Consider the following 21,756-nt stretch of genomic DNA (forward strand, 5'->3'; position numbering starts at 1 on the left):
AGATGATGCAGCCCTGAAGCTGCTAGACCGAGCCGGGAGCCGCTCCACAAATACAAGAATAAAGCGAGTTGGATGAGATGAATGCTAAAGAACTGAACTATACAATGCCAGCGGAATGGACGGCTCACGAGCGCACCTTCGTGTCCTGGCCCGTGCAAGCTTCTATGGTCTACCCAGATGACTTCGCGTCAGTAGGCAAAGGATATGAAGACCTGATCCATGCCATAGCCGAATTCGAGCCCGTTACCGTCATCGTTAACCCGGTCGACGCCGAACAGGTTAAAGCCCGCTTCACCGAAACAAATGTGGACTTTCTGGTCATCGAGCATAACGACGCATGGTTCCGCGATAACGGTCCTACCTTCGTGTTGAATGACCGGAAAGAAATAGCCGGTGTGAACTGGAAATTCAATGCCTGGGGCGGTAAATATTCGCCATGGGACCTGGACGATGCCGTTGCCCCGCAGCTGCTGGAGCATTACGGCATCCAGCGCCTCGACGCTCCGCTTGTCATGGAGGGCGGGTCCATTCATGTCGATGGCGAGGGTACGCTGCTCACGACTGAGGAGTGCCTGCTAAATCCGAACCGCAATCCGGAGCTCAGCCGCGAGCAAATCGAGGAGCATGTCAAAAACTTCGTCAATGTAGAGAAAATCGTCTGGATGAAGAGAGGACTCGATGGCGACGAGACGGACGGCCATGTCGATAACATCGCATGCTTCGCAGCTCCCGGCAGCATCATTTTGCAGGTATGCCATGATCCCTCTGATGAGAACTATACGATTACACAGGAAAATCTGGCGATTCTGCGCGAAGCGACCGACGCCAAAGGACGAGCCTTCGACATCATCGAGATCGAGCAGCCGCCCAAGACCTTCTTCGGTGAGCAGCGTTTAACGCTCAGCTACTTGAACTTTTACTTCGTAAATGGCGGGATCATCCTGCCTGTTTTCGGCGGCACAGCCGAGGCTACGGACCGCGAGGCTATCCGCGTGCTGAGCGAAGCCTTCCCGGACCGCAGAATCCGTACGATCGACGGGATGTCCATCATCAAAGAGGGCGGGAACGTTCACTGCACCACCCAGCAAATGCCGGCCAGCGTAAGGGGTTAACTCCCTAGTAGCAGGCTTAATCTTCATAATGAGGTGATTTTCATGAGAAACGTTAAGGTAGCTGCAACCCAAATGAGCTGTTCCACCGATATCGAGGACAATATCCGCAAAGCCGAAGCCCTTGTACGCGAGGCCGCGGCAAAAGGCGCTCAGATCATCCTGATCCAGGAGCTATTCGAGACGCCATACTTCTGCCAGAAGGAAAAATCGGACTACTACCGGTATGCTTCTGAAGTGGAAACCAACAAGGCGGTAAACCATTTCCGGGCAATCGCCAAGGAGCTGAAGGTGGTACTGCCGATCAGCTTCTATGAGAAAAAGAACTATGCCCGCTATAATTCGCTTGCCGTGATCGATGCGGACGGCGAGGTGCTCGGCGTCTACCGCAAAAGCCATATTCCCGACGGTCCCGGCTATGAGGAGAAATTTTACTTCAATCCCGGCGACACCGGGTTCAAGGTATGGAACACGCGGTACGCCAAGATCGGCGTAGGCGTCTGCTGGGACCAGTGGTACCCGGAAGCCGCCCGCTGCATGGCCCTGATGGGCGCAGAGCTGCTGTTTTATCCGACCGCGATCGGTTCCGAGCCTCAAGACGGCTCGATCGACTCGAAGGATCATTGGCAGATGTGCATGCTCGGCCACGCCGCAGCCAATCTGATGCCGGTGATCGCCTCCAACCGGATCGGCCGCGAAGAGGACGAGGAGTCGAGCATCGATTTCTACGGCTCGTCCTTCATCGCAGGACCGCAGGGCAATAAAGTGGCCGAAGCCGGCCGCACCGAGGAAGCCGTACTGGTCGCCGAGTTCGACCTCGACCAGCTGGAGGTGCAGCGGATCGAGTGGGGCGTCTTCCGTGACCGCCGCCCCGAGCTGTATAAAGCCATCGCCACTTACGATGGCGATCAAGTGCTGTAATCCCGTATATGTAGACAGTCCTTCAACCTGGAGGGCTGTCTTTTTTGTATAGCCATCCGCATAAATAGGCATTCATCCCGCTCACATATCCCCGTCCCGCTTGAATATATTTAGTAACAAGCACTCTTTTTGGAGCTCTGACGCGCAGGGCAGACAAGGACGAGTAAGCGATGGCCCGCTCGCAGCCCGCCTCTCCAGCTCACTCAAACAACCGGCCGGCATAGCCGTTAAGCTGCGCATAACTGCCAGGAGGTGTCCCGCAATGGTGAAACCATTATTTACCGTATCCCGCGAGGATTGGTCGCTGCACCGCAAAGGCTACCAAGATCAAACGCGGCACCAGCAAAAGGTACGCGAAGCCATCAAACAAAACCTGCCCGACCTCGTCACCGATGAAAGCATCGTCATGTCCGATGGCAAGCAAATCGTCAAGGTGCCGATCCGCAGCCTGGACGAATACCGTCTACGTTATAACTACAATAAGAGCAAGCACGTCGGACAGGGGGACGGCGATAGCCAAGTAGGTGATGTGCTTGGCGTTGATCCGCAGGCCGCTGCCGGTCCCGGCAAGGGCGAGGGAGCCGGCGATCAGCCGGGCGAGGATTATTACGATGCCGAGGTTCAGATGGAAGAGCTGCAAACGATGCTGTTCGAGGAGCTTGAGCTGCCGAATCTGGAGCAGAAAGAAAAGGATCAAGTGATGAGCAAGGAGATTATTTTCAACGATGTTCGGAAGAAAGGCATCATGTCCAATATCGACAAGAAGCGTACGATTCTGGAAAATTTGCGCCGGAACTCGCGCGAAGGCGATCCCGGCATTCATGGTATCAGCCCCGACGACCTGCGCTTTCGCACCTGGGAAGAGATCATTACCCCTCAGTCGAATGCACTGATACTCGCGATGATGGATACGTCCGGCAGTATGGGATCGTTCGAGAAGTATATCGCCCGCAGCTTCTTCTTCTGGATGACCCGCTTCCTGCGATCGAAATACGAGCATGTGGACCTTGTGTTCATCGCTCACCATACCGAAGCGAAGATCGTGACGGAGGAGGAGTTTTTCACCAAGGGCGAGAGCGGCGGTACGATCTGCTCCTCCGCTTATCAGCTTGCTCTGGATCTGATCGATCGAAAATATCCGTCTTCGCGGTACAATATATACCCGTTCCATTTCTCGGACGGCGACAATTTAACCTCGGACAACGAGCGGTGCGTGAAGCTGATTGGCGAGCTGATCAAGCGCAGCAACTTGTTCGGCTACGGAGAAGTGAACCAATACAACCGCAGCAGCACCTTGATGTCCGCTTACCGCAACCTGCAGGACCCGAAGTTCGTCCACTATGTCATCCGCGAGAAGGGCGAGGTCTATAAGGCGCTGCGGACATTTTTCCCCAAGCAGGCTGAAGGAGGAATGGCCCGATGACCCCGGACGAAATGAGCAAGCTCGAATACGCCATCGATGAAATTACGGAAGTCGCATCCGGCTTCGGACTTGATTTCTATCCGATGCGCTATGAAATATGTCCCGCCGATATTATTTATACCTTCGGCGCTTACGGAATGCCGACCCGGTACAGTCATTGGTCTTTCGGCAAAAATTTCCACCGAATGAAGATGCAATATGATTTTGGCCTCAGCAAAATATATGAGCTTGTCATTAACTCGGACCCTTGCTATGCGTTCCTGCTCGACGGCAACTCGCTGATTCAGAACAAGCTGATCGTCGCTCACGTGCTGGCCCACTGCGATTTTTTCAAAAACAATGCGCGTTTCTCCAAAACGAACCGCAATATGGTCGAGAGCATGTCTGCCACAGCCGAACGGATCAGGCAGTATGAGATGGAATTCGGCGCACAAGAGGTCGAGCAGTTCATCGATGCGATATTGACGATCCAGGAGCATGTGGACCCGATTATTTCCAAGCCCTACCGGCAAGGGAAAGAACGGCATGTGCCAGCCCGCGCCAGCCGTACAGACCGGACCGAGCGTACATTCGGGTATGAGGATTTGTGGGATCTGGACAGGGCGAAGTCTCCTGAAGACAATCCCGATGCCGCGGAGCCGGAAACTCGTTTCCCCCCCAGTCCCGAGAAGGACCTGCTGCTGTTTATCGAGGAATATGCCCCCTATCTCAAGGAATGGCAGCGCGACATCCTGACCATGCTGCGCGACGAGATGCTGTATTTCTGGCCGCAGCTCGAAACCAAAATCATGAACGAGGGCTGGGCTTCTTACTGGCATCAACGAATCCTGCGCGAGCTGGATCTCACGGAGGATGAGACGATCGAGTACGCCAAGCTGAACTCATCGGTCGTCGTTCCGTCTCGTCATACGCTGAACCCTTACTACCTGGGGCTGAAAATTTTCGAGGATATCGAAAAACGATGGGATAACCCGACCGCCGAGGAGCGCGAGCGCTTGGGGCGGGAGCCTGGACGCGGGCGCGCCAAAATGTTCGAGGTGCGCGAGTTCGACTCCGACCTATCCTTCCTGCGCAACTATATGACCAAGCAGCTATGCGATGAGCTCGATCTGTACGTGTTCGAGAAGAAAGGGCCGGAGTGGAAAATCACGGATAAATCATGGGAGAGCATCCGAGACCAGCTCGTCTACTCCCGGGTAAATGGAGGCTTTCCGTATATCGTGGTTGTGGATGGAGACTTTAACCGGACCGGCGAGCTATACCTCAAGCACAGCTATGAAGGCACCGAGCTGGATCTGAAATATGTGGAACGAACACTTCCCTATATTCACCAGCTCTGGGGCAAACCCGTCCACCTGGAGACCCGTATCGAGGATAAACCCGTTCTGTTCAGCTACGACGGGAAGAAGCATCAGCGGAAATTTTTATAAGTTTTCTCCTCCGCGAAAATGCCTAATAACCGCCTGACTGGCTAGTTATAGCCGGGCGGTTATTAGTGCTTCTTCGGCCTGTCTCCCCTTGGCTCGGAGAGAGAACCCATAAATGCAAAAAACTGCCCTAACCCGAGGGGGTTAGGACAGTTTCAGTAAGCTAAGCTTACAGTTTTACAACGTTCTCAGCTTGTGGACCGCGGTTGCCTTGAACAACGTTGAACTCAACGCGTTGGCCTTCGTCCAAAGTTTTGAAACCTTCGCCAGTGATCGCGCTGAAGTGAACGAATACATCGTTGCCGCCTTCAACTTCGATAAAACCGAAACCTTTTTCTGCGTTAAACCATTTTACTGTACCTGTTTGCATGGGAAATTCCTCCAAAAGTTTATTAACATGTTCTTTTTATTCCGCATATAGCAAATAAAAAATTCACACATTGAAAAAGGTTCCATAGTACAAATGATAACCCTTTGCATTATGTGAATTCATTTTCTATTCGATACTTCTTTATATTAGCACATCCAAAACCGAAATGCAACTCGCTTTCGCTTCCTTTTCAAATAATTTTTTCCTGGGGAGTTTACGGCACCGCTGCGGCCCGCTTTTCAGCGAGCCCAGACGGCAGGACAGACTCTTCGGGAATCATCCCGGCAATATCCAGGTATCTACCGCATACGCGATTCCGTCCTCATGCAGCGAACGCGTCACATGCCGCGCCACTCCTTTTAACTCCTCGATCGCATTCCCCATCGCGATACCGGTCCCCACGGCGGCAAGCAGCTCCATATCGTTCAAGCCGTCTCCGAAAGCCGCAGCTTCCTCGGGAGCGATCGTCAGATGCTCCAGCAGCTTCTTCAATCCGATCGCTTTATTCATACCTCTGGGATTCAGGTCGACCGCCCATGGCCTCCATCTGTGGATATAGAATTCCTCCGCATTCCCTCCGGTATAAAGTCCTTCCTGCAGCTCCTCGCAAAAGATGATGCTTTGATAGAACTCCGGCAATGCCTCCGTCCCGCCCGACAAATCGAGCAGCCGAGGCTCCAGGAATCCGATCTCCTCCCGCGCCCGCAGGAAAAGCGGATCGTTCGCCCGGTTGGTATACATGAACTCGGACCCATACAGAAGAAGCGCATGGTTCGAGCGCTCGGCTTCTTGGAGCCATGCCACGACCTTCTCCTTCCCAAACGGCGTTCCGAACATGGTTTTGCCCTGATAACCGATATGACTGCCATTGCAAGTAATCGCCCAATCCATGCCGAGCTCTTCGCGGAGCGAGGCTATCTCGTATTCGCTTCTTCCCGTGCACAGGACGGGAATCACTCCACTTTCCTTCAATCGCTTGACGGCGCTGCGTGTAGAGGCGGGTAGATGATCCCGGTCTCTCAAGGTGCCGTCTACGTCGAAGGCTGCTAATTTGATCATGCTTCTCCTTCACTCCATTCCATCATCTATGAATGATTATAGCAGAATCGAGTTCTGAATGAGAGCTTGGGTTTGCCGCGGCGGAAAAGCGATTAATTTTTTCCTGTTTTTCACAGTCAGCTCAAAGGGATTTGCCGCTCACCGGCGAACTATCCATGCATAGGGATTGCCCTATGTACGTCAAGCTCAAGGGAGTCATTAAATGAATCCGTACCTATCCCGCACTTCCAACCTGTCGCTGGCTGCATGCTCTTATGTCCTAGCGGCGGCTTCCGTTCGAAAGCCACTGCTGAGCTATTGCGTTCCAAGCCGGAGGCGATCAGGCTCAACCCTCCTGGGAGCCGCCTTGTTCACCCTGTCGGATCCGGGCGTAACGGCAGCCGCATCTGAAAGCGCAGCCTTCCCTTCTTTGCAGCGGTGGTCCTTTTCCATGACTCCGGCCATGCTGGCTATTGGGATAGGAATGCTCATCGCAGTTATATTCGGCTTGACCCTGTTGTTCGTAATGATCGGCAGGCAGCTGCGGACCAGTCAAAGCCAACACCAGTCTCTCTTCGAGCAAAATCCCGATATGATGTTCTCCGTCAATACGGAGGGTGTCATTCTGAATACGAACTTTTCGGTGCTCCAAACCATTGGGTACAGCAAGAGCTCCTCTGTCGGTCGATCCTTCTTTCCTATTGTCGAGCATCGGGACCGCGAGCTTTTCCATTCATTTTTTCAGAAAAGCGTGGAGGGGAATAGCTGCGAATTCGTCATTCGGCTGCTTCACGCAGACGGTTCGGTCCGCGATGTGTTCATCCGTACCGTCCCCATGGCAGACGAAGGTATTGCGCAGGGCGTGTATATCATCGGGCGGGATATTACCGAAACCAAGGCGAACCGGGAAACCTTCGAAAGGCTCAGCCGAACGCACTCCCTTATCCTCGACAGCATCAATGAGGGAGTATACGGTATCGACGCCAAGGGGGGAACTGTATTCTGGAATGCGGCGGCTGAGCGAATGACCGGCTTTTCGCGAAGTGAGGTGGCGACCCTGAGCATCCACCAGCTTTTTCACCACACCAAGCCAGACGGCACTTCCTATCCCGAAGAGGATTGTCCGATTATGCGTTCCATTCGAGATGAGACGCCGGTCCATATCCATGATGAGCTTCTGTGGCGAAAAGACGGCACTTCGTTCCCTGCCGAGTACCATGTTTTTCCTATGCGTTATGAGAATATGCAGCTTGGCGCGGTCCTTACCTTCATCGACATTACCGAACGCAAGCGAACGGAGGAGCTTATGCTTACCTCAGAGAAGCTTTCCGTAGCCGGGCAGTTGGCGGCCGGTATCGCCCATGAAATCCGCAATCCGCTGACCGCCATCAAAGGATTTCTCCAATTGATGAATTCAGGCGTAGCCAAAAAAAGCTACATGGACGTCATTTTCTCCGAAATGGACCGAATCGAGCTCATTATCAACGAACTGCTCATATTGGCCAAGCCGCAACCGTCTAAGCGTGAGGAAAAGCCGATTAGCCCGCTGCTCAATCATGTGATCACCCTGCTGGAGAGCCAAGCGAATATTCACAATATTCAGCTGGTCAAGGAATACGAAGAGCCGGGACCTCTCATACTTTGCGATGAGAACCAGCTGAAGCAGGTTTTTATCAATATGATCAAAAACTCCATCGAGTCCATGACGGACGGAGGCAGTATCACCATCCGTATAAAAACTCAGAAGCCGAGTGGCTTCTCCGTCGAGATCGAGGACCAGGGCTGCGGCATTCCCCGCGATCGCCTCAGCCGGATCGGCGAACCCTTCTACTCCACGAAGGAGAAAGGAACTGGATTGGGGCTGATGGTCAGTAAAAAAATAGTGGAAGACCATGGAGGCAGTCTAGACATATCGAGCGAGGTCCATGTGGGGACCCGAATAGAGGTATCGTTTCCCGGATCGGGGCTTTCCGGACAGCCCAAGGAGCCGGACGCCCTCGTCTAGGCACCGGCTCTTGCTCTTGCGGCCTAAGCTGCGATAATTCGAACAATTTTTTTCTTAAGCAACCCGTTAATCCGACTTACTGTTCCTTGAACCTCAGCAGCCTGTCGTCCGACTCGCCCGCCTTACCTCTTCCATCCGTGTTATTCGTGATGACATACACATATCCGTCCTTCACCCGCACATCTCGAAGCCGGCCCTGGTTCTGGAGCACTGCCGTCATTCGATTATCCTGCGGGTTAAACCGGTATAGCGTCTCCCCTACCAAGGTAGCGACGAGAAACCCGTCCGTCTTATCCGCAGCGATCCCCGATGGCGCAATCGCTCGGGGTCCGGAATGATAGAGCGGAGGCTCCGTCCCTTCCTTCCGCTCGTCTCCAATGACCAGCGGCCAGCCATAATTGGCTCCAGGTACGATGCGGTTCATCTCGTCATGCCCTCCCGGGGAGCCGGATGGTCCATGCTCCGAGCTGTACAGGCTTCCATCCCCGCTCCAGGCGATTCCCTGAGGATTGCGATGACCGTACGAATAGACGTAGGAGCCCGGAATCGGGTTATCCTTCGGTACCGCTCCTTGCGGCGTCATCCGCAGGATTTTCCCCGCCAAGCTGCTCTTCTCCTGGGAAACGCTCTCATCCTGAGCGTCTCCCGTCGTGATATAAAGCTGCTTGTCCGGCCCCAGCGCCAACCGGCCTCCATTGTGAAAGCGCGATCCCGGAATGCGCTCAAGCAGCGCCTTAACCTCCTGCCATCCGCCCTCAGTCTCCTTCAGCAGCACGACCCGATTGAGCGTTTGTCCGCCTTCCTTATAGGTGTGATAGGCGTAGGCCTGCCCCGTGCTGGCAAAATCAGCGGCAAGAACAAAGCCAAGAAAGCCGCCCTCTCCCTCCTGATGAACAGGCTTTGTCAATGTTACCTGCTGACGTTGAACCTTCCCTCCAGCAAGCTTCACGATGCCCCCCTGGCGCTCGCTGATGTAAATGAAATCTCCATGAAAGTCCATCGCCCACGGTGCGTTCAGCTTCTCTGCGATAGTCTCCAGCACGGCTTCAGTAGGAACGCTCGCCTCGGCTCCCCCCTTATGCCCGCTGCCGACGGTAGTCCCAGCAGACGGCGCCTTCGGCTCGAAGCAGCCGGTTAGGGTCGAGCCTGCCATAACCAATGCTACAAGCAGACCTGTGCTTTTAAGCATGATCCCCCTCCTCCTTGTGCGTTTCCTTATCCCTTCTTTCTTTATTGTAGCATGGAATGATTAGGGAACGGAAAAGCGCATAGTTCCGCGCCGCCTTCCCGCTTTTTGTCATATTTCTCGGGAAATAATCGACGGGGAGAACATGTCGCCTACCTGACAAGAGCAACAAAAAAAGCCCGGAAAAGACTCTGCTTAACAAGTAAGCCGTCTTTTCCAGGCTCTGCTTCTTTTAGAGGAAGCCGGCCTAGCTTAACTAATCGAAACTGGATTCGCTTCCCGATGCCTGCAGCTGCTCCATAGCGGCATCGACCAAGCTGTCGAACAGCTCATCGTCCTCCTCCAGCCGGGCTTCGACCGCATAGATCTCCTCTTCCGTGCCGGACTCCTTCGCAAAGCTCAGACTATAATTCCAGTCGCGCGAATTTTTACTCTGCAGCGTCAACTCATACTGTGTCGGCTTGTCCAGCCAACTGAAAATGACACGGCCCAGATAGCCCTCCTCTTTGGAGTGCTCCATCGCCGATTCGATAATATGTGCATCCATGGCTCCCGCCTCCTTCTTATTCTTCAGCCCGCTTCACGGAGCTTGAGCAGCCTCCCCGGAAGCATCGCCGCGTTGCATGAATTTATATCCTACCCCGTGAACGTTGATAATATATTGCGGACATGACGGGTCAGGCTCGATCTTCTTGCGTAAATTGCTGACGTGAACGATAATCGTACGCGTGTCGTTGAAGCTCTCCTGCCCCCAGATCTGACGGAATAGCTGCTCATGCGTGTAGGTACGCCCCGGATTCGAAGCCAGATAGTACAGCAAATCAAACTCCTTGCGCGACAAGGGCACTTCTTGTCCGTCGACCTTCACCACTCGGCTCAAGCCGTCAATGGCGAGCGGGCCAAAGAACAGCTTGGAAGGCGACTCCGGCTGATCTTCCTTGCTGAGGTAAGGCCTGCGCAGATGCGCCCGAACCCGGGCGATCAGTTCATTGGGCGAGAAGGGCTTCGTGATAAAGTCATCCCCGCCGAGATTAAAGGCGGCAACCTTATCGGCCTCCTCCCTCATACAGCTCAGGAAGAGAATCGGAACCGATGAGATCGCCCGCAGCTCCTCACAGACGGCGAACCCCGTCTTCCCAGGCAGGAGCACGTCCAGAATGACCAAGTCCGGCTGTTCGGCCTTCATCAAGCTTAGCGCATCGTCGCCAGAATCCGCCCAGACGACGCGATAGCCATTCTTCACCAGGTAAAGGCGAGTGATCTCCCGGATCTCGGGATCGTCCTCAACAATCATGATCGTTTGTACCGTCATCTAAGCTATCACCGTCCACTTGTCCTGCCAAGTCTTGGCACTATGTTTAGAATAGGAAAAGAAACCTCCCGGCGTCAAGCCTTTTGTGCCGGGATCGAGAAACAAATGACCGTACCCTCCGCCGGCCCGGTCCGTTCGATCCAGATCTGCCCCCCAAGACCCTCCACAATCTCCTTGGCGATCGATAAGCCCAGCCCCTTTCCTCCCGTCAGGGAGTTGCGCGACGTATTGCTGGTATAAAAGCGGTCGAAGACAAATGGAAGGTCCTCCGCCCGAATACCTTCCCCCGTATCCTCTATCCGGCACACCAGCCCCTCTCCGTTATCCATAAGCTCTACCTGAATCATGCCGCCGACAGGCGTAAATTTGATTGCATTATAGATGAGATTGCCGAAAACTTGATGCAGTCTGTCCAGATCCGCGAGCACTATGGAATACCGGCTCTGGGCAGCCGCTTCCCCTTGCAGCTTAAGCTCGTAGCGCAGCCCGGCATTGCGCACGTCCAGCTCATAACGGGAGAACAGGAGACCGATCAGGCGATCGGAAGCGATCGGCTTCAGCTTGAACTGGACTTGCCTGGCTTCGAGCAGGGACAGCTGGAACAAATCGTCGATGAGCCTATCCATGCTCCTTACCTTATCGTGAACGATCCGCAAGTAAGCGTCGCGCTGCTCCTCCGTATCGGCAATCCCGTCCAAAATCGCCTCGACATGACATTGAATCGACGTCAGCGGGGTGCCCAGATCATGCGAGATATTGCTGATCAGCTGGCTTCTGGATTTCTCCAGCCGTGACATGTCCTCGTTGCTTAGCTTGAGCGCCTCATTAACGGCCACCAGCTCATGTGTCCGCTCGCGGATTCTCTCCTGCAAGCCTTCATTCAGCTCCTGCAGCTCCGCCGACAGCTTCTCCTCGTTGAAGAAAGCGCGGGACAGCTTCATCGACAGCAGCACCGACTGGAATAAAATAAAGATCAGCAGAGCGAAGGCCGACATCCGATCCGTCGTCCAGATCAGCTCGTGGGCATACAGCATATCATTTAATATCGCCAGACCCATCAAAAGACTGGAGAGAAGAAGAATAATCGCCCCTTCTCGCTTTCTCGCAATGGCTAGCGCGATCACGTAAACGATATATGTGACTCCGAGACTTATCAGAAACTGCAGGACGAGCAGCACCTGAGTGAACAGATAGGGCGGCAGCGTCACAATAACAACTGAATAGGCCAACACCGCAATAGTCAGTAACCTGTTCATGCGCCTAGAGCTTTCATCCGGATATAAGCACGCGATAAAAGCGGCGAACACCGGAAGCGCCAGAGCTGTTGTCATATATTCCAGCATGATCCCCAGTTCCCAGCTGAAGGTCGGAAACAATTTGACCAGCAGAATCTCGCCGAACAGCGACATCCTCAAGGCAAACAGCAGGCAGAACATACCGAACCACAACGGCGCCTGTTCCTTCGTCCGCGCGGTAAACAAACCTATATGATAAAGTCCCATAATCAGCAAGCTGCCGATTACCAGCATATCGAAGCCGACTGACAGCTCCTTTTCCCTGGCCATGGCATCAAACCATCCCAGCTCGATCGGCTCCCGGATCCCGCCCTTCTGATGGTCGAAGTTGGATACCTGGAGCACCAGCACGAGCTCCTCTTTCCCCGATGGCGTCCCCGACAGCACCGGAAGAAACTGCGGTCGCGATAGAACGTCTGACGTCCCTACACGTCCGGCTGCCGCGATCGGCCTTCCGTTAATCCAGAGCCTGTAGGCCGTGTGAATCGCCGGTACCCGAACGGCCAGCTCGCGCCCCTGCTTGGTCAATAATACACGCAGCCTGTAAGTGGCGTAGCCCTGCCCTCCGATAGGCTTGCCTTCCACCACCTGGCCGTTCCACGGACCAGGCAGCCTCGCATACTCGGGAGTCGGCCTCGCCTGGTTATCGGCCAATTCAGAAGGACGTAGCAGCTTCATCCAATAAAATTCCCACTCTCCGTTCAAACGTACGGTCGGCTCCTGCATCCACTTCCAGTGACGCAGATCCAGAACCCCGGCCTCCGCGGTCGGTCCGTCTGAACGGAATAGGAACGGCCTGCTGCCCAGCATAAGGACAAGCAGTAGAAGGGCAAGCAACAGAAACGGGATCATCCTCATATTCAGATGTCGACTCACTTCGGGTAGACTCCTGGCTCCGGACCTAACCGGTTCATTCTCAAAGTCCCGAGAGGGGACTTGTCATCGTCCAGAAAGAATTCGACGAGTCCCGTCCTAATTCCTGCTAGTATTAGTCATCGTCCAGGGCTTAAAGCAACAAGGGACAAAGCCTGTTCCCCTTCTCACCTTGCCTTGTCCAGGCTGGCTGCAGGCGGTATACATGGGCTTTTGTGCATAAAGAATATTTGGATATTTTTCTATACCGACCTAAACGGATGCTATGTATCGAATGTATTTTATGATACATCCATAGACTTAGTCCCATGTCAGGAGGAGAAAAGTTTGGAGAACCACCTTCAGTCGATCACTGCCGAACTGCTCGCTCTTCACCGCAAATATTCAGGCATCGAAGATAGCTTCAAGGAATTGGACCGAATGCTCTCCAACATCGAAGACCGCATGTCGCTGCTCGAAACCCGGGCCTCTGTCCTCCCTGCCGCGAAACTCCAATGAATGCAGTCCGCTAAGGTTCAGTCAGGGAACTCATAAGAAATCTAATACGGGAGATGCGCTGACATTGGCGTATCTCCTGTTTGTTTCTATCTAATAGACGGGTTGGGGTAACAAATCTTCATCAAAATAGAGGGAGGTAAGGGAGGAAGCTTCATTTGCCTGGCTGCCCTTGTTAAATAGGAGTCGTTTACAAAGCGGCTTTGCATACGGTGAGGGTCGAAGTGGTTATGGAGCCGTTCCAGATGCGCCGGCGAATTTCAAATAAGCTGTCACCATATCCTCGTTGCTTAGAATCGATGCGGGTTATATCCGGGATATCAAAAAAGAAGATCTGGCCTTAACGGATATGTTCAATTTATCGATGCTCGACGAGCTTTTGAAGGAAAAGTAATTCACGCTCGTGGGTTCCTATCAAAAAATACGGGAGATGCGCCTAGAGTGGCCTACCTTCCGTTTGTACATGTCCTTTTTGCTATGCGGGCTTGACGGCATAGACCCGAATTCTCCGGTAATCCGCCTCCCAGTACTCCCCGTTGTACAGAGCCGGGCGCATCGCCTGTATACTTCTCGCTAACGCCTGCTCTTGCTGCTGCGGAGATAATCCTTCCAGAAATACGCCGGCAAAGGCTTTCAGCCAGTGATGCATGCCCTTCTCCCCATCACTTAACCGCGTCGGCCGGTCATACAATTGGGCATAGGCTACTTGAAAGCCCTGCCTCTCCAGAATAGATGCGTATTCGCCAATAGTCGGGAAATACCACGGATAGCGCGCTCTCCAATCGATGCCGTAAGCCTCCACCTCCCGGCAAATAGCCTCGACGATCGTCTGTACATTCCCTGCTCCTCCAAACTCAGCTACAAATCGGCCCCCTGGCTTCAGCGCCAGCCATACCGCTTCGACCACCCGTTCCGGGTGCTTCATCCAGTGCAGCGCTGCATTGGAGAACACCGCATCAAAGGGCTGCTCCCCCGGTTGCAGCCGGAAAGCCTCCCCGTCCTCTTGGCGAAATGGAATCTCCGGATATTTCACCTTTGCCTGATCGAACATTTCCTGCGAATAATCAAAACCAACACATGCCGCTCCGGAACGGCTGATCTCCTTCGCCAAGTCCCCCGTGCCGCAGCCCAGATCCAGTATGCGTTCCCCCGGTTGCGGATTCAGCAAAGTGACAACTCCCTTTCCGAGCTCGGAAACAAAATTGATCTGTTGGTCATAATGCTGGGCATTCCATTGCTGGGACGGTGTTTGATTGGACATTGACTACCACTCCCACTATAAAGTAATATTATCTCCTGTTTTCTCGTTCATTCTTAATATTTCAACAACTGACAGATTGAGAGACGAGGGTAACAAATGTGTTCATAGACCGATTACCAGTAAGAGCGTAGGCAGGAATAGAGCTTAGGATCATTTTTCCAAAACTTGGGTTGGATTATAATCGCACATTGGATCTCCACGTCCGCCCTTAGGGTTTACCCTCCCATGTCACGCTGGGTCTATGCCCTCACATTCCTTCGTTCTACCTCTCAAGGGGTGGATGCCGTTTCTTGCTCCTTTACGGGGTCGTTGCCCTTATGGAATATTTTTCGTCGGCTTCTCCGGTGCTTCCGTTGTCATTGTCGTACACATGTTAACAAACGATTTACAGGTTATTGCTTCTTCTGATTAAGCTGCCTCTAGCTGCATCTGGCTTTGTCGAACAGGGCCAAGCATTTCATCGGCATTGTAGACTCGTTGTTTTGTCCCCAGGGTATGGAGAACACGTATGAGTTTTCCACACAGAGCGATGAGGGACTGCTTCTTCTTGAGCGGATTTTGACTTCGGTTCGTATAATACTTGTGCAGTGCTTTAAATGCTTCATTCTTGGCCACCATGGGCATCACAGCGCGGAACAGCAGCGCACGTAAGCGTGAACGCCCGCGCTTGCTTATTCCCGTATTTCCCTTTCGTTTGCCTGAACTGTTTTCTTTCAAATTTAGTCCAGCTAGTCGTATGATTTGCTGGCCATGATTGTAATTGCTTAGATCTCCGACTTCGGCCAGAAAACCGGCTACTGTGACCAATCCAACCCCTGGCACGCTTAGCATGTGCTCTGTTCCAGGGATGTTTTCAAGGATCTGCATCACTTCTTTCATGATTCCTTCAAGCTGCTCACTGAACAGTTCAAATTGCTCTAACAAGGTACTAAGCTCGATTCGGGCGGCTGCCGAACCTTCTATGAGCCCAATGGAGGTCGCAGCGGCCGCAACCAGCTTTTCTGCCCGTTTGATGCCTACGCCGCGCTTTACTTCCGTCTTCCAGTGAGCTAAGACCTCTCTAGCGCCCTTGGATACGATGTCTGATGGAAGCGGAAACGCCCGCATCGTCATGAGTGATGCCTTGCCATCCCAGTCTTTAAATACGGAGCTGTACTCCGGGAAAAACCGGTCAAACCAATTGCCAATGCGGCCTTTTACTTGCGACAGGCTTGCAGATACCTTCTCCCGTAGGTTCATAAGGATTCGTAAATCTGCGTACTCCTTCGTCGGCAGTTTCGGCTCGGAGTATTTCCCGTTTCGAATAAGATCCGCGATGACTTTAGCATCCTTGTAGTCACTCTTCGTCTGAGAGTTGTCTTCCAACTCTTTGCTCTTGGTGACATGATGCGGATTTACGACGACAATTTGAATGCCTTGCGCTTGAAGATATGCCGCTAGTGGAAACCAGTAGTGTCCAGTTGGCTCGATGCCAAACACAATGTCTGTCTTGCTGTGTGCTTGCCCAAGCTCTTTCATCCACGTTGTTAGCTTCGTTAATCCCTGTTGGTCGTTATGGAACACACAATCTTTGCCCAGTTCAATGCCTCGGAAATCCACGGCCCGTGCGACGTGAGTTTTCTTGGCGATGTCTGCACCAACGACTAGTGTCGAATCGGTAATTCTTGTGATACGTTGATTTTGTTTCTGTTTTAGCTTATTCTTCATGTAGAGTGCCTCTTTTCGTATGTGGGTGTTGTTCTTGCCGGAACGTTTCCCAGTATACTAGAGGCGCTTTTTTCATTCAAAGCTCAAATTACTTCATTACAGGAATGGCTCCTTTCCTGATGCTTTCATTATGGGGGAAAAGGGGTTATTGGGGAAATATATAGAATGGATAGGAGTTATAGGTAAATGGAATAAAACAAACACTGACCTGGGAAGGTGCAGTGTTTGTTTTTGTGTGATACTCAATTATAGACCGTATTGTTTTTTCTTGGCTTCTTTTCTCTCCTCATACTGAACTCGAAGTTCAGCAGCTTTATCCGTCGAATAGTTACTCGCAACAAGCTCATTCTCCAGATCAACCATCCAACTATCGAACCTGCTGTTATATTCGGCAAGCTTGGCCCTCGCATTTGCCAGAATCTCTTGTTGTTTGTCCGGTTGAGCTGTAATATATTTACCAAATGCAAGTACAAAATAACTCTCTGCTTCTGATTCCATTGCGCTAATGCGGGTCAGATAAGGACTTACTATTGCATCTTGCGACTTGGTCGCTGAGGAACCTCCTCCTGCCGAACCACCTCCACCCCCTACAGGTGTAGTAGAAGCATCCTTTTTGGCATCAGCAGCTTTCTTCTCCTCAACCGCCTTCTGAGCGGCAGCCTTCTCCGCCGCGGCTTTCGTTGCTGCCTCTTTGTCCGCTTTTTCCTTAGCGGGTGACACAGCCGTGATGGTGTAGCTCTGCGCGTTCCACTCGATTTTATTTCCTACAGATTCTGAAAAGAAACGTAGAGGCACATACAATTTATTATCGACAAACAAGCCAGGAAGCTCATCGCCAATCTCTTTTTCTTTACCATCGAATATGTAAGTCACCTTTTCTTGATAAACTTCAATAGGGGAAGCAGTCAGCTGAGAAGCGTCGAACTTGTCACGCAGCTTACCGTCCCGAACCTTAGTATTAAGGTTAAAGTCCGCAATTTGCAGCTTATCCTTTTCCTTTGGTTCTTCAACAGATACCGTATAGCTATCGCCATCCCATTGAACAGCTTTATTCAAGGAATAAGAGATAAAGCGCAACGGCACATAGGTGCTGCCTTCATAAATAAAAGCTTGCTGATCCTGCGGCGGTGCAACCTGCTCTCCATCAAATACAAACTGAAGCGGCACATAGTACACATCTACATTCTTAGGGGTCTGAGCTGCCATGGCAGTCGCCGACAAGCTAGAGACAAACAGAGCTCCAGCTAATACAGTTGCTTTTAGTCTACGCATCATTTAATCTCCTTATAATCAATTATTATTCTTAATAAAGAACAATCATTTAGATACAGCCACCCGAACGGCATCAATCTCAGCTTGCGTGAACTTGGAGTATGCAATCTTTTTCAGTTCGGCCTTTTCCTCGGGAGTCAATTCCCCACTAGCCATCTTCCTGATATTATTGATTTCCGAAGCCGAGAATCGTCCCATAACGAATTTGACAGCTTGCTGTCTGTCTGTGAATTGCGGCTCGGACTTGGGTTTGGAGGACGACTCATTACCAGAAGCAATTGGCTGAGAACCTGAGCTATTCTGTCCGCTCTGTGATCCCCCTGAATTGGCGACTCCTTCAGAAGCCTTCCCGTCCGCAGCTCCTCTGCTGCTCTCACCCGGCGTAACACTAGAAGCGCCTGGACTTGAGTTCGTGGAGGGCTTACCGGATTCTTTACCTGGTGCAACCATGCTGTCCAAATTGGAAGCTATCAGCTTATCCAGTTCCCCTGACAGTTCAGGATTCTTAGCTAGCTCGGAGGAGAGCTCTTCAGCGATCTTATCTGCGGCTAAGTTCAGGGCATAATTGTAAGCCATATACCCGCCACCGCCGAGAATTGCTAGGACGACAAGTAGAGAGATTAATCCTTTTTTTCTCAATCGTCTCACTCCTTATATTGTTTTCCAGGGTGTTGCTTCTCTTTTGTGTTCCCCCCGTAACTTTTTAATCAGCAGTCACAGTTCAACCGATTTGTCATTTTTTTTGTTTCTTCCCGTAATAATCAAAATTTCATCGATTCCGGATTCTACTGTTTTTTCGAAGATATATTGTAGCATAAGCTTGACTACAATCTGTTGCTTTTCTTTCAGCTGCGCTTTCTTCTCGGGTAAAAACCTTGTTTCTAGTCCCACAACATGGATAATTGCTTTACGAACTTACATGGGGAGACCACCACTTGAGGTCTATTTAAAAAACATACCTTTGACTTTTCCGAACAGCTACATCGAGTTACAGATTAGACTGTAATGTAATGAACCAAGCGACTCAAGTTACTACTAATCCCTACTAAATATATCCCTTGTATATACTTTTTCAGCAACGTCTATAAGATCATTGGATAGTCTATTTGCAACAATAACATCACTTAATTTCTTAAATTCTTCAAAATCATTTATGACTCTAGAATTGGAGAAAGACTCTTCATTAAGTGAGGGCTCATACACTATCACTTCGATACCTTTAGCTTTAATACGCTTCATAACCCCTTGAATAGCTGATTGTCTAAAGTTATCGGAATCCATTTTCATAGTTAGCCTAAAAATCCCTACAATACTAGGCCTTTTTTTAATAATCATTTCTGCGATGTGGTCTTTTCTTGTTCTATTAGCATCTACTATGGCCGCCATAATATTATTGGGGACATCTTTATAATTCGCCAATAACTGCTTCGTATCTTTTGGTAGGCAATATCCTCCATAACCAAAAGAAGGGTTGTTGTATTGACTCCCTATTCGTGGATCAAGTCCTACACCGTCAATAATTTGTTTCGTATCTAATCCCCTTACCTCCGCATAAGAATCCAGTTCATTAAAGAACGCTACCCTCATTGCCAGATAAGTATTAGCGAATAGCTTGATGGCCTCTGCCTCAGTTGAATTAGTGAATAAAACAGGGATATTTTCTTTAGCAGCTCCTTGAACCAATAGATCAGCGAACTTTCTGGCCCTCTCAGACTGCTCTCCAACGATAATACGTGAGGGGTATAAATTATCAAATAACGCCCTACCCTCTCTTAAGAATTCTGGCGAGAAGATAATATTTTCTGTACCAAACTCCTCTCTAACTCTCTCTGTATAACCTACCGGAACTGTTGACTTTATAACCATCACGGCATTAGGATTAATCGATAATACATTAGCGATCACAGCTTCGACGCTTCTCGTATTAAAATAGTTTTTTTCCGGGTCATAATTTGTGGGTGTTGAAATAATGACATACTCTGCTTCTTTAAACGCTTTATAATTATTTGTTGTTGCAATTAAATTCAAATCTTTTGTTGCTAGAAATTCTTCAATCTCATTATCGATTATTGGCGATCTCCTGTTATTGATCATGTCTACTTTTTCTTGAACAATGTCCAGTGCGATTACTTCATTATGTTGAGCTAGCAAGATTGCATTGGATAAGCCCACGTAGCCAGTTCCTGCAATTGTGATTTTCATTTATTGTACTCTCTCTCCCTGCATGACTAAAGGAAATCAGTCACAGTTGGAATTATACGCTATATTGTTTTTCAAAATAACTCTGATATTCCCCACTTATAATTTGTTCCCACCACTCTTTATTATCAAGGTACCATTGAATAGTTTGTTCAATTCCTGTATCAAATGTATAGGTTGGCCTCCAACCTAATTTTTCTAGTTTAGTAGGGTCAATAGCATAGCGTTTATCATGTCCTAGTCGGTCTCCTACAAATTTAATTAAATCTTGCGACTTATTTAATGTATTTATAATCGTCCGAACAACTTCCAAATTAGTACGTTCATTATGTCCGCCTACATTGTAAACCTCTCCACTAACACCTTCATGCAAAACTAAATCAATTGCAGCACAATGATCAATAACATGTAACCAATCACGAATGTTTTTCCCATCACCATAGACAGGCACTTTTTGATTGTTCAGTACGCGAGAAATTGTTAATGGAATTAACTTCTCTGGAAAATGGTACGGACCATAATTATTAGAGCAGCGAGTAATATTAATAGGTAAACCATAAGTTTCATGATAAGCACGTACCAATAAATCGGAGGATGCTTTGCTTGCGCTATATGGACTATTGGGTTGCAATGAAGTTTCCTCTGTAAAAAAAGTTGTTGGATCAAAATCCAACTCTCCATAGACTTCATCAGTAGATACATGAACGAATTTATCAATACATACATGTTTGGCCGCATCTAATAACACCTGTGTACCTAGTACATTCGCTCGAACAAATATTCCTGGGTCTGTAATAGAACGATCCACATGACTTTCTGCAGCAAAATGGACAACATAATCGAACTTCTCTTTTTCAAAAAGAGGAACTATTGCTTCCCGATCTGCGATATCTGCTTTTATAAAATGATAATTATCCTTTGTTTCAATATCACGATGCTTGGTTAAATCACCAGCATACGTTAATAAATCTAAATTATAAATGTCATATCGAGGATATTTATTAACCATATACTGTACAAAGTTACCGCCAATGAATCCTGCGCCACCAGTAACAAATACTTTCTTCCTTGTCATCTATTTCCCCCCTTGTGTTAATTCGTCTAAATATCTTTCAACAGCATTCTGTCACGTTGGCAATGGTATAAACCATTGTTTGGCAGATTTTGCTTTACCATACGTGAATTTTTAGTCTTATCGCTCGTATTGGATATTCCTCTGTTGAAATAGAATTTACTTTTACGTCTTTGTCAGCTTGCCTGAATATTTCTTGGGCAACCTAAGCCCCTAAGCCCAACTGCAAAATCCTTTGTTGGAAGCAAGTCATATGTATAAGTTGGGGAGCCAACTTGTTCTCCTGCAACATTCAATTCATTACGTGTCTCTGCCAAACGCAGCATTGTCTTCACAAAGTTATTCCCGTTGGACCAAAAACCCAAAAAGTGCGTACAGTTAACCATTTTTCCAAAAATAACTTTACCAGTTGTTCACCTTTATGCTTGGTTCGCCCATAATATCCAATTGGATTAGGATCATCAGAAATGGTGTATCGCCTTCTCCATTAAACACATAGTCAGTGCTAATATACATAAAATTAGCATTAGCTTCCCTTGCAGCTTTTGCAAGATATTTTGTTCCTTCACATTTGCTTTCCAACATGTTTCCTTATCATCTTCAGCTTTATCAACCACAGTATAAGCTGCACAACGAATAATAGCATTAGGATTATTTTTTATTATATATAGATTGAACTCATAAAATTGAGAGCCGCACAAATCGGGTAAAAGATATCAAAGGACCGAAAAGGCGGGGATCAGAATGACACATGAACAAGAAATTGAAAAGCTGGCAGTAGCCATGAAAGA

The 21,756-nt window shown here is 49.9% G+C and carries 18 protein-coding genes and 1 pseudogene; 6 read left to right on the forward strand and 13 right to left on the reverse strand.

Features of this window, described 5'->3' with window-relative positions; translation table 11 throughout:
- Positions 1-77: 77 nt before the first annotated feature.
- The 4 genes from GSF01_RS22265 (at position 78) to GSF01_RS22280 (ending at position 4,883) form a co-directional block, all read left to right on the forward strand.
- A complete protein-coding gene (locus GSF01_RS22265) occupies positions 78-1,112 on the forward strand; it encodes an agmatine deiminase family protein (RefSeq protein ID WP_159887503.1) in 1,035 nt (344 codons plus the stop codon).
- Between the two features lie 42 nt (positions 1,113-1,154).
- Positions 1,155-2,030 carry an N-carbamoylputrescine amidase gene (aguB, locus tag GSF01_RS22270; protein WP_159887504.1) on the forward strand — a complete coding sequence of 292 codons (876 nt, stop codon included), beginning with the start codon at positions 1,155-1,157 and terminating at the stop codon, positions 2,028-2,030.
- Between the two features lie 262 nt (positions 2,031-2,292).
- Positions 2,293-3,453 carry a sporulation protein YhbH gene (gene yhbH / locus GSF01_RS22275; RefSeq protein WP_159887505.1) on the forward strand — a complete coding sequence of 387 codons (1,161 nt, stop codon included), beginning with the start codon at positions 2,293-2,295 and terminating at the stop codon, positions 3,451-3,453.
- The gene (locus GSF01_RS22280; RefSeq protein WP_159887506.1) at positions 3,450-4,883 is read left to right on the forward strand and encodes a SpoVR family protein; all 1,434 of its coding nucleotides are present in this window, start codon (positions 3,450-3,452) and stop codon (positions 4,881-4,883) included. Before yhbH ends, GSF01_RS22280 begins: the two co-directional genes overlap by 4 nt.
- Positions 4,884-5,049: 166 nt before the next feature.
- Here GSF01_RS22280 and GSF01_RS22285 read toward each other — a convergent pair whose 3' ends face one another.
- Both GSF01_RS22285 and GSF01_RS22290 read right to left on the reverse strand, forming a co-directional pair.
- Positions 5,050-5,250 carry a cold-shock protein gene (locus tag GSF01_RS22285; protein ID WP_072330115.1) on the reverse strand — a complete coding sequence of 67 codons (201 nt, stop codon included), beginning with the start codon at positions 5,248-5,250 and terminating at the stop codon, positions 5,050-5,052.
- Positions 5,251-5,526: 276 nt separating this feature from the next.
- Positions 5,527-6,309 (reverse strand): Cof-type HAD-IIB family hydrolase, encoded by a 783-nt coding sequence (locus GSF01_RS22290; protein ID WP_159887507.1) that lies wholly within the window; start codon positions 6,307-6,309, stop codon positions 5,527-5,529.
- A 202-nt stretch (positions 6,310-6,511) separates the two neighbouring features.
- Between GSF01_RS22290 and GSF01_RS22295 the strand changes: the two genes are divergently transcribed.
- The gene (locus tag GSF01_RS22295; RefSeq protein WP_159887508.1) at positions 6,512-8,293 is read left to right on the forward strand and encodes a PAS domain-containing sensor histidine kinase; all 1,782 of its coding nucleotides are present in this window, start codon (positions 6,512-6,514) and stop codon (positions 8,291-8,293) included.
- A gap of 76 nt (positions 8,294-8,369) precedes the next feature.
- Here the strand turns inward: GSF01_RS22295 and GSF01_RS22300 are convergent, their stop codons facing one another.
- From GSF01_RS22300 to GSF01_RS22315, 4 genes are all read right to left on the reverse strand, one after another.
- Positions 8,370-9,482, reverse strand: coding sequence for a PQQ-dependent sugar dehydrogenase (locus GSF01_RS22300; RefSeq protein WP_159887509.1), 1,113 nt, complete (start codon positions 9,480-9,482; stop codon positions 8,370-8,372).
- Between the two features lie 253 nt (positions 9,483-9,735).
- Positions 9,736-10,026: a hypothetical protein gene (locus GSF01_RS22305; RefSeq protein WP_159887510.1), complete on the reverse strand. Its 291-nt coding sequence runs from the start codon at positions 10,024-10,026 to the stop codon at positions 9,736-9,738.
- Positions 10,027-10,059: 33 nt separating this feature from the next.
- The gene (locus GSF01_RS22310; protein ID WP_159887511.1) at positions 10,060-10,791 is read right to left on the reverse strand and encodes a response regulator transcription factor; all 732 of its coding nucleotides are present in this window, start codon (positions 10,789-10,791) and stop codon (positions 10,060-10,062) included.
- 74 nt (positions 10,792-10,865) lie between these two features.
- Positions 10,866-12,962, reverse strand: coding sequence for a sensor histidine kinase (locus GSF01_RS22315; protein WP_235941676.1), 2,097 nt, complete (start codon positions 12,960-12,962; stop codon positions 10,866-10,868).
- Between the two features lie 324 nt (positions 12,963-13,286).
- On the opposite strand from GSF01_RS22315, the gene GSF01_RS22320 reads away from it, so the two are divergent.
- The gene (locus tag GSF01_RS22320) at positions 13,287-13,457 is read left to right on the forward strand and encodes a hypothetical protein (protein WP_159887512.1); all 171 of its coding nucleotides are present in this window, start codon (positions 13,287-13,289) and stop codon (positions 13,455-13,457) included.
- 472 nt (positions 13,458-13,929) lie between these two features.
- On the opposite strand, the gene GSF01_RS22325 is transcribed toward GSF01_RS22320, so the two are convergent.
- From GSF01_RS22325 to GSF01_RS30455, 7 genes and pseudogenes are all read right to left on the reverse strand, one after another.
- The gene (locus tag GSF01_RS22325) at positions 13,930-14,715 is read right to left on the reverse strand and encodes a class I SAM-dependent methyltransferase (RefSeq protein ID WP_159887513.1); all 786 of its coding nucleotides are present in this window, start codon (positions 14,713-14,715) and stop codon (positions 13,930-13,932) included.
- 408 nt (positions 14,716-15,123) lie between these two features.
- Positions 15,124-16,422 (reverse strand): IS110 family RNA-guided transposase, encoded by a 1,299-nt coding sequence (locus tag GSF01_RS22330; RefSeq protein ID WP_159887514.1) that lies wholly within the window; start codon positions 16,420-16,422, stop codon positions 15,124-15,126.
- A gap of 246 nt (positions 16,423-16,668) precedes the next feature.
- The gene (locus GSF01_RS22335) at positions 16,669-17,697 is read right to left on the reverse strand and encodes a copper amine oxidase N-terminal domain-containing protein (RefSeq protein WP_159887515.1); all 1,029 of its coding nucleotides are present in this window, start codon (positions 17,695-17,697) and stop codon (positions 16,669-16,671) included.
- 42 nt (positions 17,698-17,739) lie between these two features.
- Positions 17,740-18,333 carry a hypothetical protein gene (locus GSF01_RS22340; protein ID WP_159887516.1) on the reverse strand — a complete coding sequence of 198 codons (594 nt, stop codon included), beginning with the start codon at positions 18,331-18,333 and terminating at the stop codon, positions 17,740-17,742.
- Between the two features lie 396 nt (positions 18,334-18,729).
- Positions 18,730-19,896: a nucleotide sugar dehydrogenase gene (locus GSF01_RS22345; protein WP_159887517.1), complete on the reverse strand. Its 1,167-nt coding sequence runs from the start codon at positions 19,894-19,896 to the stop codon at positions 18,730-18,732.
- A gap of 52 nt (positions 19,897-19,948) precedes the next feature.
- The gene (gene rfbB / locus GSF01_RS22350; RefSeq protein WP_159887518.1) at positions 19,949-20,968 is read right to left on the reverse strand and encodes a dTDP-glucose 4,6-dehydratase; all 1,020 of its coding nucleotides are present in this window, start codon (positions 20,966-20,968) and stop codon (positions 19,949-19,951) included.
- Positions 20,969-21,141: 173 nt separating this feature from the next.
- Positions 21,142-21,582: pseudogene (locus tag GSF01_RS30455) on the reverse strand (SDR family oxidoreductase).
- Between the last annotated feature and the right edge of the window lie 174 nt (positions 21,583-21,756).

Origin of the sequence: Paenibacillus puerhi (assembly GCF_009846885.1) — a bacterium.
In the GTDB taxonomy this organism is placed as follows: domain Bacteria; phylum Bacillota; class Bacilli; order Paenibacillales; family NBRC-103111; genus Paenibacillus_G; species Paenibacillus_G puerhi.